Source organism: Duncaniella sp. (assembly GCF_029056165.1).
Lineage (GTDB): Bacteria > Bacteroidota > Bacteroidia > Bacteroidales > Muribaculaceae > Duncaniella.
Window position 1 is genome coordinate 18,191 of sequence record NZ_JAIDBW010000010.1, and the last position, 14,287, is coordinate 32,477.

11 protein-coding genes are annotated in these 14,287 nt (G+C 52.7%); 8 read left to right on the forward strand and 3 right to left on the reverse strand.

Annotation, left to right across the window (positions count from 1 at the left end; translation table 11 throughout):
• Positions 1 to 22 precede the first annotated feature (22 nt).
• On the forward strand, positions 23 to 2,599 hold the full coding sequence (locus tag K2G41_RS01635; RefSeq protein ID WP_300113499.1) for a glycoside hydrolase family 2 TIM barrel-domain containing protein: 2,577 nt from the start codon (positions 23 to 25) through the stop codon (positions 2,597 to 2,599).
• A 67-nt stretch (positions 2,600 to 2,666) separates the two neighbouring features.
• A complete protein-coding gene (locus K2G41_RS01640; RefSeq protein WP_300113662.1) occupies positions 2,667 to 4,832 on the forward strand; it encodes a glycoside hydrolase family 3 C-terminal domain-containing protein in 2,166 nt (721 codons plus the stop codon).
• A 131-nt stretch (positions 4,833 to 4,963) separates the two neighbouring features.
• Here the strand turns inward: K2G41_RS01640 and K2G41_RS01645 are convergent, their stop codons facing one another.
• Positions 4,964 to 5,473: a hypothetical protein gene (locus K2G41_RS01645; protein ID WP_300113502.1), complete on the reverse strand. Its 510-nt coding sequence runs from the start codon at positions 5,471 to 5,473 to the stop codon at positions 4,964 to 4,966.
• A 151-nt stretch (positions 5,474 to 5,624) separates the two neighbouring features.
• On the opposite strand from K2G41_RS01645, the gene K2G41_RS01650 reads away from it, so the two are divergent.
• Positions 5,625 to 7,103: a mechanosensitive ion channel domain-containing protein gene (locus K2G41_RS01650; protein ID WP_300113505.1), complete on the forward strand. Its 1,479-nt coding sequence runs from the start codon at positions 5,625 to 5,627 to the stop codon at positions 7,101 to 7,103.
• A gap of 122 nt (positions 7,104 to 7,225) precedes the next feature.
• On the opposite strand, the gene K2G41_RS01655 is transcribed toward K2G41_RS01650, so the two are convergent.
• Together K2G41_RS01655 and K2G41_RS01660 are read right to left on the reverse strand one after the other, a co-directional pair.
• Entirely contained in the window at positions 7,226 to 8,830 is a 1,605-nt protein-coding gene (locus K2G41_RS01655) for a DUF4435 domain-containing protein (protein WP_300113508.1), read from the reverse strand.
• A gap of 61 nt (positions 8,831 to 8,891) precedes the next feature.
• On the reverse strand, positions 8,892 to 9,770 hold the full coding sequence (locus K2G41_RS01660; RefSeq protein WP_300113510.1) for an AraC family transcriptional regulator: 879 nt from the start codon (positions 9,768 to 9,770) through the stop codon (positions 8,892 to 8,894).
• Between the two features lie 236 nt (positions 9,771 to 10,006).
• Here K2G41_RS01660 and K2G41_RS01665 point away from each other — a divergent pair, with 236 nt between their 5' ends.
• The 5 genes from K2G41_RS01665 (at position 10,007) to K2G41_RS01685 (ending at position 14,277) form a co-directional block, all read left to right on the forward strand.
• Positions 10,007 to 10,384, forward strand: coding sequence for a hypothetical protein (locus K2G41_RS01665; RefSeq protein WP_300113512.1), 378 nt, complete (start codon positions 10,007 to 10,009; stop codon positions 10,382 to 10,384).
• Between the two features lie 51 nt (positions 10,385 to 10,435).
• Positions 10,436 to 11,524, forward strand: a complete 1,089-nt coding sequence (locus tag K2G41_RS01670) for a glycosyltransferase family 4 protein (RefSeq protein ID WP_300113515.1) — start codon at positions 10,436 to 10,438, stop codon at positions 11,522 to 11,524.
• A gap of 74 nt (positions 11,525 to 11,598) precedes the next feature.
• Positions 11,599 to 12,492: a peptidylprolyl isomerase gene (locus K2G41_RS01675; RefSeq protein WP_300113518.1), complete on the forward strand. Its 894-nt coding sequence runs from the start codon at positions 11,599 to 11,601 to the stop codon at positions 12,490 to 12,492.
• 90 nt (positions 12,493 to 12,582) lie between these two features.
• Positions 12,583 to 13,563, forward strand: coding sequence for a 6-phosphofructokinase (gene pfkA, locus K2G41_RS01680; protein ID WP_300113521.1), 981 nt, complete (start codon positions 12,583 to 12,585; stop codon positions 13,561 to 13,563).
• A 63-nt stretch (positions 13,564 to 13,626) separates the two neighbouring features.
• Positions 13,627 to 14,277, forward strand: coding sequence for an ABC transporter ATP-binding protein (locus tag K2G41_RS01685; RefSeq protein WP_300113524.1), 651 nt, complete (start codon positions 13,627 to 13,629; stop codon positions 14,275 to 14,277).
• Positions 14,278 to 14,287: the final 10 nt, after the last annotated feature.

Genomic DNA, 14,287 nt, shown 5'->3' on the forward strand with positions numbered 1-14,287 from the left:
CGTCCGAAACATCTGCAATACCATGACAACCGTAAGCAAAAAGTTCAACACAGCTCTGTTGCTTTGCCTCCTGTGTGTAGCAGCTTCGTTCTTTTTCTGCGCGATAGCAGCCGATCCGCGTGCACGCAGTTTCAACGACGGATGGAAATTTATCCTCGCTGACTCACCTGAAATGGCCACACCCGATTTTGACGACAGTTCGTGGCGGAAACTCCGACTCCCCCATGACTGGGCGATCGAAGGGGATTTCAGTGAGGATAACCCCTCCGGGCCGGGTGGCGGCGCGCTACCCGGCGGCGTAGGATGGTATCGCAAGACCTTTACCCTCTCACCGCAGGAGCGCGACAGGAATATATTCATTGACTTCGACGGATCGTACATGAACACGACTGTCTATGTCAACGGTCATGAGCTCGGAACCCGGCCTTACGGATACGCATCTTTCAGCTATGACATCACTCCCTATCTCAACGGCGATGGTGAGAATGTGATTGCCGTCCGTGTCGATAACGCAGAGCAACCCAATTCACGATGGTACAGCGGTTGCGGCATCTATCGCAACGTGTGGCTGCGCGCTCTCAGCGACATCCACATCCCCTTATGGGGTCAGCAGATAACGACCCCAGAGGTCAACGACTCAACCGCCCGCATCGAGATAGACACCGAGATCGTAAGCACGACCAAGAAGCCGGTTTCAGTAAGCATCTATTCGACCTTAATGGATGCCGAAGGCAAAATGATCGGACGCACGGACATAGAGACAGTGAAGATTGAAAAAAAGCATCCCGACACCAAAGTCAAGGGGACTATCAATGTAACCCGACCCCATCTCTGGAGCACGGATGACCCTTATCTCTACACCATCGCCACTTTTATTTCCGACAGTTCTACAGGCGAACTGCTCGACTCCTATATCACCACCACTGGTCTCCGGTATTTCAACTTCGATCCGGCCTCCGGCTTCTCGCTGAACGGAAAACCGATGAAGATCAACGGGGTGTGTATGCACCATGACCTCGGAGCACTCGGAGCTGCCGTCAACACCCGCGCTATCGAGCACCGCTTTGAGATATTGAAAGAAATGGGCTGCAACGCCTACCGCGCGTCACACAACCCTCCCGCACCTGAAGTGCTCGACCTCTGTGACCGCATGGGCATACTTGTCATGGACGAGTCTTTTGACATGTGGCGCAAGCGCAAGACCCGCCACGACTATGCGCGCTACTTCCCCGAATGGCATGAGTGCGACCTGACCGATCTGATACGCCGTGACCGCAACCATCCGTCGGTGATAATGTGGAGCATCGGTAATGAAGTCCTCGAACAGTGGCGCGATGCAAAGGCCGACACTCTTTCGCTTGAACAGGCCAACCTGATCCTTAATTTCGGACACGGCAAGGATATGCTTGCTTCCGAAAACGGAAATATGAGCGTCAATTCGCTCCTTACGAAAAAACTTGCCGGAATGGTGCGTGAACTTGATCCATCACGGCCGGTCACCGCCGGATGTAATGAACCCAAACCCGGCAACCACCTGTTCCGTTCGGGTGCGCTCGACATAATCGGTTACAATTATCACGATGACTGGTTTGATTCAGTCCCGAAATGGTTTCCTCATCACCCCTTCATCATCACAGAAAGTGTTTCGGGGCTTATGACACGCGGTTACTACCGAATGCCGTCGGACAGCATGTACATCTGGCCAAAACGCTGGGACAAGGCTTTCAAAGATCCGTCGCTCGCCTGCTCGTCATACGACAACTGCCATGTGCCTTGGGGTAATTCCCATGAGGGGACACTCCGACATGTAAATGAGAAGGATTTCATTGCCGGACAGTTCATCTGGACCGGCTTCGATTACCTCGGTGAACCGACTCCCTACGGTTGGCCGGCACGTAGCTCCTACTTCGGCATAATTGATCTTGCCGGAATCCCGAAGGATATATATTATCTGTATCAGTCGCAGTGGCGTCCCGACAAGAATGTCCTGCACATCTTCCCCCATTGGAACTGGGAGGAGGGTCAGGAGATCGACTTGTGGGCCTACTACAACAATGCCGATGAAGTCGAACTGTTCATCAACGGCGAGTCGCAGGGCATACGCCACCCCGAACCGGGGAAATATCACGCCGCATGGAGGGTACGGTTCACGCCGGGAACGGTTAAAGCCATCAGCCGGAAGGACGGACACAAGGTGGCTGAACAGACCATACGCACGGCTGGCCAGCCATACGCTATCCGTCTGACTCCCGACCGTGCGATGATCACGGCAAACGGAAGTGATCTGAGCTATGTATTGGTGGAGGTGACAGACCGGGAGGGCAATCTGTGTCCATGGGCTGAGGATCAGATTTCGTTTGACGTTTCGGGAGCAGGATTCAATGCCGGTGTCGATAACGGATCTCCAGTATCTTCCGAACGCTTCAAAGCCGATGACCGCAAGGCTTTTTACGGCAAAGCCATGCTTATAGTACAGAGCACCGGCGAGGAAGGGCCGATAACCGTGCGCGCAACCTCACCCGCCCTTCGCCCGTCAACAATAACAATCAATGCCAACGACAACCGTCCGCGACAGCCATTGACAACAGCTTTAAAATAAGTATAAATATCAAGATATGAAGTCTCTACATACACTTGCCACCGCCGTGACACTGCTCACGGCCTCAATGACAGTAAATGCCGGAACACCCATATATCAGGACGAGTCGCGTCCGCTTGACGAACGTGTGGAGGATGCCCTCTCACGAATGACAATGCAGGAAAAGATCAACATGATCCACGCGCAAGGCAAATTCTCGTCACCCGGAGTGGCGCGTCTCGGCATTCCGGATCTTTGGATGAGCGACGGGCCTCACGGAGTGCGTGCAGAGATCAACTGGAACGACTGGGGCTACTCCAAGCGGACCAATGACTCGATCACCGCCTTTCCGGCTCTCACCGCACTTGCAGCGACGTGGAATCCGACTCTCGCCCATGCCTATGGCAATGCTCTCGGCGAGGAGGCCCTCTACCGCGAAAAGGATGTGATGCTCGGTCCGGGGATCAACATATACCGCACACCGCTAAACGGGCGCAACTTCGAGTATATGGGCGAAGATCCTTATCTCGCATCTGTGCTCGTTGTCCCCTACATCAAGGGTATGCAGCAGAACGGTGTGGCAGCCTGTGTGAAGCACTTCGCACTCAACAATCAGGAGAAATGGCGTGGCCATATCGATGTCCGTCTCAGCGACCGCGCCCTACACGAAATCTATCTGCCGGCTTTCAAGAGTGCTGTGACCGAGGGTGACAGCTGGAGCATAATGGGTGCATACAACAAGATCCGCGGACAGCACGCCTGCCATAATGAAATGTTGCTAAACAAGATCCTCAAAGATGACTGGGGCTACAAAGGGGTAGTGATCACAGACTGGGGTGGAGCACACGACACCCGCGAAGCAGCCCTCTACGGTCTCGACCTTGAAATGGGATCACACACAAACGGTCTGACATCGGAATCCGAATTTACGACAGATGATTACTATATGGCCCGCCCATATCTCGAAATGATCCAAAAAGATGAAGTTCCGGCCTCAACCCTCGACGACAAGACCCGCCGTCTGCTCCGTCTGAACTTCCTGACGGCAATGCGCCGCAGCAAACCGCTCGGATCTGTAGCATCGCCCGAACATTATGCCGTCGCTGAAGCCATAGGCAATGAGGCTATAGTCCTGCTGAAAAACGATCCTACAGTCAAAGGTGGAAATCCATTGCTGCCGCTCTCGCCCGATGTGAAATCCATACTCGTTGTGGGCGACAACGCCACACGCGATCTGATGAAAGGAGGCGGTTCATCCGAACTTAAAGTGAAGGACAACGTCACACCGCTCAAAGGTCTGCGTACCATCTACGGCGACAAGGTTAAATATGCTCAGGGTTACCGTGCCGGCCGACCCATGTATTCCAACGTCGAGGAGATCCCGGCCTCTGTTCAGGATTCACTCCGGGCTGAAGCTATCGCAATGGCCCGCGATGCAGAAGTGGTGATCTTCGTCGGCGGTCTCAACAAAAATCATCTTCAGGACTGCGAGGCAGCCGATCGTGAGGGCTATGCCCTCCCCTACGGCCAACCGGAACTTATCAAAGAGTTGAGCGAGGTCAATCCCAACCTGATCGTCATGCTGCTCAGTGGCAACGCCGTCGAAATGCCTTGGGCATCCGAAGTTCCCGCCATCGCACAGGCATGGTATCTCGGCTCAATGGCCGGAAAGTCCATTGGCAACGTCATCAGCGGAAAGGTCAATCCCTCCGGCAAACTCCCCTTCTCTTTCCCGGTCAGACTTGAGGACAACAGTGCGCACAGTTTCGGAACAATAGCCTATCCGGGTGATTCAATCAGAGAAGAGTATCTTGAGGATATCCTCGTGGGTTACCGCTGGCATGACACTAAGAAAATCCCAGCTCGCTATCCTTTCGGACACGGCCTCAGCTACACGACTTTTGACTACGGCAAGCCTGTCGCATCCGCCAAAACGATCGGAAAGGACGAATCACTCACTATAACTATCCCGGTAAGAAACACCGGCACGACTGCCGGAAAGGAGACCGTACAGCTCTATATCGGTGATGAAAAGGCTTCTGTACTGCGTCCGGTCAAGGAACTCAAAGGCTTTGAGAAGATCGAACTTGCACCCGGCGAGGAAAAGACCGTTAACTTCACAGTCAGCCCTGACGCTTTGAAGTTCTATGATCCTGCCACGGCTTCATGGATTGCCGAACCCGGTAAATTCCGCGCCTATATCGGCTCGTCATCCACCGACATCCGCGCAATAGTCCCGTTTGAGCTGAAATAAAAAGCTACCAAATCACATCAACCGTCACATTACACCTAATGATACTGTGTCAAAATTAACCCGGTTGTAGAACCCGCAATTTATACATTCTGCCACAGACTTACCAAGTATTTATCTTATTAAAGTAAGGATTACTGCATAGTCTTTTCAACCCTTATGCCGGGGCGGTTGTGGAGGGTGACGGCGACAAAGAGGGCGGCATCCTCCGCGGTGTAGTTGATGAAGTATCGTTCCGCGCCCATAAATTCAAGTATGAAGTCGGCTGTGTCGATGATCTCCGTGTCACCGGGACGGCCGGGTACTGTGCGTTCGATAATCCGGACGTCGAAACCGTTGACTTCGACAGCCAGACTTACAGCCCCTGAAAGCGTGATCCCCTCCACACCGTGACGGCGGAGCACCACTGCCCCGTCATCGCAACAAATCAGTTCGATAGACGGCTTATCCCTACGGGTTGCAGACAGGGTGAGCACTCCCGGTAGCAGGAACTGCCTGACCGGCCCGCGATCGCCTCCTCTGGCAGTAAATGCAACGATGGCAGCCGCGATCACGGCTGCTATCACATAGAACTCCACGCTGTCAAAGACGGCAAGCGTGACAAGCGTATTAATGAAATCAAGGATTACAGGGACATTACACATTCCACAAATTTAGCAAGCTTTTGCCAAACGAGCAAACAACCCGCGAGAATTAAGCGTTAGACTGATACAGCGGATGTATAAAAATAATCAATATATCCCCTTGTTCATCCCATTATCAAAATCAACGTTCAACTATTTTCCCGTTTCAACCATGTTGCTAACCGCCCTGATTCCGTCGAACAAAGTGGCACAGTGGCTGCTTGTTCATATCCATCACCTGCTCGACCTCATCGGTCTTGAAAAAGATCAGTTGATCGAGGAGATAATCTATGTCGCAATAATCGTCTGCCTCGCACTTTTCCTCGGCTGGGCCATCAAATCAATCGTCCTATACGCTCTGCGCAAGTTCATGCTCCTGCGCCATAGCGAGGTCGGCAAAGAGCTCATCAGTCACAATGTGCTGGGACGTTGCAGCCACATCATCCCGCCGCTCGTCCTGCTCGCGCTCCTGCCTTTCGCCTTTACGGAAGAAACTCCTGTCCAGACCATAATTTACCGAATTTTACTCATCTACACTGTAATCGTAGTTTGCCGGGCCGTCTGCACTGTGACGAGTTTTATATGGTTGCGTTTCGATCAGACACGCAATAGCAAGAACCTGCCTCTGCGTGGCATCCTCGACACCACTCTCGGCATCATCTGGTTCATTGCCATAATAATCAGTATCTCGATCATAGTCAACAAGTCGCCTGTCAACCTCTTCACCGGTCTCGGTGCATTTGCCGCCGTACTCATGTTGGTGTTCAAGGACAGTATTCTCGGACTCGTTGCCGGACTCCAGCTCTCGCAGAACGACATGCTTCGCGTGGGTGACTGGATCGTCGTTCCCTCGACGATCGCCAACGGTATCGTGATCGATGTCACCCTCACTGCCGTAAAGGTGCAGAACTGGGACAATACCATCGTAACCCTCCCTCCCTACACCCTCATCTCCACCTCCTTCCAGAACTGGCGCGGAATGTCGGACAGCGGATGTCGTCAGATAGCACGTTCAGTAATCATTGATTCGGATACCATCATGCCTACCACCCCCGACATGATAGCCACCCTGAGAGCCAAATATCCCATCATGGACAGCTACCTCAAAAAGATCGAGGCTCTCGGCCATCCTGACTACGATCCGGGATTGGCTACTGTCAACGGCACAAACAAGACCAACCTCGGCCTCTTCCGCATCTATATGTGCCAGTGGCTTCTCAATAATTCAGCCATACGTCACGACCAGCAGATCCTTGTCCGCGTGATGGCACCGACCGGTGAAGGCATACCCCTGCAGATCTGGTGTTTCACTGCCACGACAGCGTGGACTGCCTATGAGGCTATCCAAAGTGAAATGTTCGAACACATCGCCGTCACCGCTATCGACTTCGGCCTGCGTCTGTTCAACGATCCCTCAGGCACGGATGTCACCACTGTGCGCATGACCAACGCCACTCCTCTTCAGCCTGCAGCACCTCCCGTCAGAGCCACCGAGCCCAGACCGGCCGACATGACAGACCCCGCTCCCGCAGTCAAAGCCGACTCATCGCTCGCAGGAAACACCAACTCAACAAATGACAGCACAAACACATCCACAAATGCGGGTAATACCAAACCCTCAAGTGACACGGCCAACGGCAATCAAGCATAAACAAACGATGTGAATTTCACATCCATACTCCTGATATACAGTACGGGGGATTTGCCAAGATTGAATCTCGGCAAATCCTCCGTACTATATTACCATATATTGTATAATCAATTACTGTATAATCAATCAAGTCCGAAGGTGGCACGGATTGATGCACGGATGGCCGAGGCAGGACCGCGGTCATCTTTCAATATCGTGAGGATGGCACGGATGTAGGCATCCTTGTCGTCGCGTTTCAGTCCGCAGGCACGCGCAACATGACTTTCAGACAGCATGGTCTTACGGTTATAGACCCGCAACACGGAGTCATAGTCGCCCTCATTGATATAGCGTCGGAAATCACGGCAATACTGCTCATATATACCACGCGGATTGATGGACTGACAGAGGTCATTGATATGCTCCTCCAGCTTGTTGATATTGGCAAAACGGCCATCTATACGGTGCTCGACGGTCTTTTTGACTATGTGTCGCGTATGCATCAACGCCTGCTGACGCAGATCTGTCTCGAAAAGCCTCATAATGGCTTTCTTTACCTTGGCAAACACCTCGTCAGGGTCGCGGTGATAATAGGCAGCAACGGCACGCACCACATTCTCCAGCATGAATATGTTTTCGATCTCCGCCACATCGGGGACAAATACCTGTTTCTTCCTCAGATAGCCCACCTCACCTTCGTCGCGGCGGTCACGATCGACAATGCCGAAGGCATCAAGATTATGGAAGGCGCGCAGGCTGTTGAATGTACGGGTCGATTCGATGACACGGTCACAACCTCCGAGCGATTTGACGGTATAGTCCGGAAAGATGAGGGGATAAAGCTTCGCATCAATGGAGTTGACCCCGTCGCCCTCGATGAAGAGCACCGGCTTGCGCGCACCGACAATGGCGAGAAAGACCTCATCGTTAAGCCCGTCGGCCGAGGTCATGAAATCATAGTCCCACTCTCCCGCCGCAGAGTCGCATGACTTGACCCATATAGTAGTGCCGTCGGCACGCGTCGAGGCGAATGAAAGATCGTGGGTGATGTAGATAAACGTACAGTCAGGTCTCAGCCTCTCGATGCTGTCCCAAAGCGAACGCGTGGAGGAAGGATGGAGAAAAAGATCGGGTGACTCGACAAAAATCACCCCATCCTCCGGCGCATACATCGACGCACCGATATAGTAGAGCACCGCTTTCTCTCCAGCCGACAGTTTGGACGAAGAGTAAGTGTCGTCGGAATTTCCACTGCCGAAAATCAGACGTCCACTCTCGATGAGTATTCGGTTGTCGGGAAACACACGTTCCCACAGCTCAATCAGCCGGTCGAGGCGGGTGGTCGGAAGCACGTCGCGCTTGGGATGGCGCACCTTGCGTGCCCTTCCGTCCTCACCATCGGGGTAATACTTGAACTGGATGAGATTGGTCATCTCTTCGTGGAGCATCAACGCAAGCAGACGGTCAAACTCCCCACGGATGTCGCTGCGTATGATCCCTGTCCCGCCGTCGGTCACGCTATGATAGAGCGTGTCAACCGAACCTTCGATCAGGCTTTCGTCATCGCGGCCGTAAAGAGCTTTTATGGCCGACATTTTGAATGCCTTGCTTCCGAGCGAGGCCATCATGCGGTTGGCAAAACGGGTCTTTCCGGAACCGTTGGCACCGATTATGAGTATCTGGCGGTTTTCAGCCGTATCGACGGTCAATGGCGCACCTCCCGTGCGCGGAGGGAGAGTTATTATCATGGTCAGTGAAGTTTAGAGAATGAACGGTAAAAAGGTCGGAACGTAAATGCCCGCTCCGGTGTCAGTTTGAACGCTGATATTCCGACGGAGAAAGCCCCACGAGGTGTTTGAAATATTTCCCGAATGACGACTGATTGGGGAAATTCAGTTCGTAGCTCACCTGCTGGATATTCTTGCCGGAGAAACGGAGCAGATTCTTCGCTTCGAGAATCACATAGTCATCTATGATCTCTGCCGCCGACCGTCCGAGCGACTCCTTGATTATGAGCGAGAGGTACTTGGGAGATATGAACAGCTTGTCGGCATAGAAAGCCACCGAACGCTCACGGTGATAATATTCATGGACAAGCTCAATGAAATCATTGACGTAGGCTGCCCGGCGCGAACGCGGACGTTCCTTGCTCTCAGCCGGGATGGAGCGGGTGATTATCTGTATGAGCTGATAGGTCAGCGCGGCTATCACACAGCGTGCTATAGATTTGGAATAGGTATTGTCTGAATCACGGGTGTTGTGATGGAGTATGGCATAGTACTCCTTGAGCAGCTTGCCATCGTCAAGAGAGATATCGTGGACGATCTTGCCCTCGCTATTAGATACCGGACGAGGGATCGACCCAAGGATATTAAGATCAAAGTTGATGTCGCGGATGAAATCCCTTGAGATAAAAAGCATGTAGCAATCCAACCCATTCCAGTCGATACTCTTGATTTTATAAAATGAATCGGGGCGGGTAACAAGGATTGAATTAGGCCGGAGGACAGTCGTATTCAGATTGACTTCGATCTCAAGCTTTCCGCCGAAACACAGCAGCCACGCCATTCCGTCGAACCTCACCGGATCACTATCGAAGAAATTATCGTCCGTACGCCCTGACTCCGTCATACGTGTGAACACATAGTCATCACCGAGAGTGGAGAACTCGGTGAAAAAATTTTGCATCAATGCAAGCTTCGTTAAATCCAACGGTTTGCCCATTTCAATAATGAGGATTTGAGGGATGATTTTTATAGTTCGAGGGCAAAATTAGCAAATTTTACATAAATCTACCATATTCGGACAAAATTTCTGCTATTATCGACACTCTAATTCCAAATCTGACCAATCCACCATCCTCGATTTGGATTATTAAGCGATTATAAGTACTTTTGCACAATATTTTTCACGAATCATCCACAATGGACCAAGATCTCAAAAAAAGCCTCTTACAGGACCCTGACGGGCTGCTCACATACGAATACATCGCCAACCATATCGGTGGCTGTGACGAAATCATGAGCGAACTGGTCGATAACATGATACTTGTCGATTCCACAGGCCAGTTCACCGTTTCGGCTGCCCGCTATCTTTACGCCATAGATCCCGAAAATTACGCCGGTGCTATCTCCAAGCTTATCTCAGCCGCTATCGAGAAGGACCGTGAACGCCGCTATCTGCCCGATCTCGTAACCACTATATGGGGACCGGACTATGCCGAACATGCCGAAGAACTGTCCGCGAAGGACGACAATTTCCGCCGTATCTACAAGCGGTTAAATCCCCCGCAGGGACTCTGACACGGACATCCTAACCTGAAATTCATTCACATCTGATACAGCAGGCGCACGATGAACATTGTACAAGTGTTTCCGGGTAAGATCTGGGGAGGAGCGGAGCAATACATCCTCGACCTGAGCACAGCCCTGACCGCACAGGGCCACAGTCTCACCTACGTCACCCGCGATTCGGAGGCCGTCGGCTCACGTCTGAAAGCAAGCGGCAATGAATACACCCCTCTGCCGTTCCGGTGGGCACTTGACCGCGGGACAATCAGGCAGCTTGCAGAAATCATACGTTCGTCAGAGGCGGATGTGGTCAACATTCATAACACGCGTTTTGTCCCTGTCGCCATTCTGGCCAACAGACTTGCCGGCAACCGCGCACGCGTGATCCTCACCCATCATGAGGCCCACCGCACTCCTGCAAATATCTTTTTCCGCCACCTTTTCCGGCAACTCGACAGGATAATTTTCGTTTCGGAAATGGCGCGCAAATGCTGGCACGGCGCAAACCGGTGGTTTCCGGAGGAGAAATGCACCGTTGTCCACAACAGCATCCCCCCTTTCGAGCCCTCCCCTGTAGAGGCGCTGCGCGACAAGTATTCAATCCCAGCCGACACCCCCCTGCTCGTATTTTCAGGACGCGTACGCGAATCGAAAGGCTGCGGCGACATAGTCAGGGCACTTTCAATGCTTGCCCACAGAAAATTCGCAATGGTATTCATAGGATCATGCCATCCGAAAGACTATACCGGACAATTGCAGGCACTCGCAGCCGAACACAATATTGCCGGGCGCATTCATTTCTATGGCTTCAGTTCCGAAGCCCGGCAGCTCATGAGTCAGGCCGACATAGGAATCTCACCCTCGATCGTCCGCGATTCATTCCTCCTCTCCAACATTGAGTTTCAACAGAACGGAGTCAGCATCATCACCACTGATAACGGTGGACAGCCTGAATACGTGACCGACAGGGTGACAGGACTTCTCGTCAGCCCGCGCAAACCGGAGGAACTCGCGGAAGCCATAGATCTGCTCCTCACCGACGTCCCCCTGCGGAAACGCATAGGCGAGGCAGGCAAAAAATACTTTGACGACAACCTATCCTACGATAAATTCATCCCGCGCATACTCCGGATATATGCCGGAAAAGCATAGATCTGTCAACCATTCCACAGGAAACTCTGTTTCATCAATAAGACAATATACCCCCATTATTTTTTCATAGAATCATGAAATCCGTAATCTCCACCCTCCTCATCCTCTGCACCCTCGCGGGTCTCACAGGTTGCGCATCCACCAATGCGAAAACCACTGAAGCCACTTCAGAGACAGAAACTAATCCTACAGCCACAATGGACAACAATACAATCAATCCCGGAGATGTGAAGGTGCTCCTTCACACCACCATGGGCGACATCACCATTCTTCTTTACGGTGACACTCCCCGCCACACCGAAAACTTCGTGAAACTCGTAAAGTCTGGCCACTACGACGGTCTGCTTTTCCATCGCGTCATCAACGACTTCATGGTTCAGGGCGGTGACCCTGATTCAAAGGACGCTCCCAAGGGCAAAATGCTCGGCGGAGGTGATATGGGCTACGAGATCGAAGCCGAAATCGATTTTCCCAAGCACTATCACCATCGCGGTGCGATCGCTGCCGCACGTCAGGGCGACAACGTGAACCCCGAACGCAAATCATCCGGCTCACAGTTCTACATCGTCACCGGACGCAAATTCTCTGCCGGCCAGCTCGACGCAATGGAACAGAAGGCCATCATGCAGCACAAGCAGGATGTGTTCAACCAGCTCTCAGCCGATTACCGCGACAGCATTATGGCAATGCGCCGCAACCGCGATCAGGCCGGACTTGACGCGCTCCGCGACAAACTCGCTGAGGAAACCGAAAAACTCACTGCCAACGATTCCACCTACTTCACACCCGAACAGCGCGAGATGTACATGCGCGAGGGCGGAACTCCACACCTCGACGGCACTTACACCGTCTTTGGACGTGTGCTCGAAGGCATGGATGTAGTCGATAAAATCCAGCAGGTCGAGACAGACGGCTATGACCGTCCCGTCGATGATGTCCGCATCATCTCCGCGACAGTGCTTCCTTGACATTTTTTTACGTTCCGATAAGGCTTAATTTCATAATTTAGCCCTAACTTTGCGAATCATACTTTCGCTCACCATACAAATTATAAAATTATGGCAGACATCAAATGTGTAGGCATACTGACTTCAGGCGGCGACGCTCCCGGCATGAACGCCGCCATCCGCGCCGTCACCCGCTCGGCGATCTACGGCGGCCTTAAAGTCAAAGGTATCTACCGAGGCTATAAAGGTCTCATCACCGACGAGATTCAGGAATTCAAGACTCAGAATGTTTCAAATATAATCCAAGCAGGTGGTACGATCCTCAAGACCGCACGCTGCAAGGAATTTACCACCCCCGAAGGCCGCCAGCTGGCCTACGACAATCTCAAGCGTCATGAAATCGACGCTCTTGTCGTCATCGGCGGTGACGGTTCGCTCACCGGTGCGCGCATCTTTGCCAACGAGTTCAATTTCCCCATCATCGGCCTCCCCGGCACCATCGACAATGATCTTTACGGTACTGACTCGACCATCGGCTACGACACTGCCCTCAACACCATCATGGAATGTGTCGATAAGATCCGCGATACGGCGACAAGCCACGAACGCCTCTTCTTCATCGAAGTGATGGGACGCGACGCAGGCTTCCTCGCGCTCAACGGTGCGATCGCCTCTGGAGCAGAAGCAGCCATCATCCCGGAGATCTCGACTGAGGTCGATCAGCTTGCCGAACTTATCGAGAACGGTTTCCGTAAGAGCAAGAACTCGTCCATCGTACTCGTGGCCGAAAGCCCCGTAACCGGTGGCGCGATGGGTCTCGCACAGCGTGTCAAGGACGAATATCCCGGCTATGACGTGCGCGTATCCATCCTCGGACATCTCCAGCGCGGTGGCTCGCCTACTGCTCATGACCGCATCCTCGCCTCACGCATGGGAGCAGCCGCTATCGACGCTCTTCTTGAAGAACAGCGCAACGTGATGATCGGCATCCGCAATGACGAGATCGTCTATGTGCCCTTCTCCAAGGCCATTAAGAACGACAAGCCCATCAACCGTGAGCTTCTTGAGACCCTCCGCCGTCTCTCCATCTGATGTTGCCCCGCCGCTCATCAAACACAAATCATAATAGCCAAACTCCATCCCCCCTGACTGTAAATGATAGAGGTCACAGATATCCGCAAGAGTTTCGACAAACTTCAGGTGATTAAAGGTGTGTCACTTTCAATCGCCGACGGTGAAATGCTGACCATAGTCGGGCCGAGCGGAGCAGGCAAGACTACGCTGCTACAGATAATCGGCACGCTTGAGCGTGCCGATAGTGGCAGCGTTAAATTTGACGGTGAGGAGATCACAGTGATGAAGGATTCGAAACTCGCGCGTTTCCGTAACCGTAACATGGGTTTCGTGTTCCAGTTCCATCAGCTCCTGCCGGAATTTACCCTTGAAGAAAACGTCGCCCTCCCGGCCCTGATCGGGGGCACAAGGCGTTCGGACGCATTCACCCGTGCAAGACAACTCCTCGGAGACCTTGGTCTCGGAGCGCGTCTGGATCACCGTCCATCACAACTGTCGGGCGGTGAACGACAGCGCGCGGCAGTGGCACGCGCCCTCATCAATGACCCGAAGGTAATTCTTGCCGACGAACCTACCGGCAGCCTTGACAGCTACAACCGTGCTGAACTTTACAAACTCTTCTTCGAACTGAGGGCGGCTACCGGCAAGACATTTATAATCGTCACTCATGACGATACGCTTGCCTTAAACTCCGACCGCGTGATCCACATGAAGGATGGCCTGATAGTCTGATTCCTCCCTC

Bases quoted from the DNA above. Each gene is read 5' to 3' on its own strand.
- pfkA (WP_300113521.1), top strand. From the start codon at position 12,583: ATGGCAGACATCAAATGTGTAGGCATACTGACTTCAGGCGGCGACGCT.
- K2G41_RS01650 (WP_300113505.1), top strand. From the start codon at position 5,625: ATGTTGCTAACCGCCCTGATTCCGTCGAACAAAGTGGCACAGTGGCTG.
- K2G41_RS01655 (WP_300113508.1), bottom strand. From the start codon at position 8,830: ATGATAATAACTCTCCCTCCGCGCACGGGAGGTGCGCCATTGACCGTC.
- K2G41_RS01685 (WP_300113524.1), top strand. From the start codon at position 13,627: ATGATAGAGGTCACAGATATCCGCAAGAGTTTCGACAAACTTCAGGTG.
- K2G41_RS01635 (WP_300113499.1), top strand. From the start codon at position 23: ATGACAACCGTAAGCAAAAAGTTCAACACAGCTCTGTTGCTTTGCCTC.
- K2G41_RS01670 (WP_300113515.1), top strand. From the start codon at position 10,436: ATGAACATTGTACAAGTGTTTCCGGGTAAGATCTGGGGAGGAGCGGAG.
- K2G41_RS01645 (WP_300113502.1), bottom strand. From the start codon at position 5,473: ATGTGTAATGTCCCTGTAATCCTTGATTTCATTAATACGCTTGTCACG.
- K2G41_RS01660 (WP_300113510.1), bottom strand. From the start codon at position 9,770: ATGCAAAATTTTTTCACCGAGTTCTCCACTCTCGGTGATGACTATGTG.
- K2G41_RS01640 (WP_300113662.1), top strand. From the start codon at position 2,667: ATGACAGTAAATGCCGGAACACCCATATATCAGGACGAGTCGCGTCCG.
- K2G41_RS01675 (WP_300113518.1), top strand. From the start codon at position 11,599: ATGAAATCCGTAATCTCCACCCTCCTCATCCTCTGCACCCTCGCGGGT.
- K2G41_RS01665 (WP_300113512.1), top strand. From the start codon at position 10,007: ATGGACCAAGATCTCAAAAAAAGCCTCTTACAGGACCCTGACGGGCTG.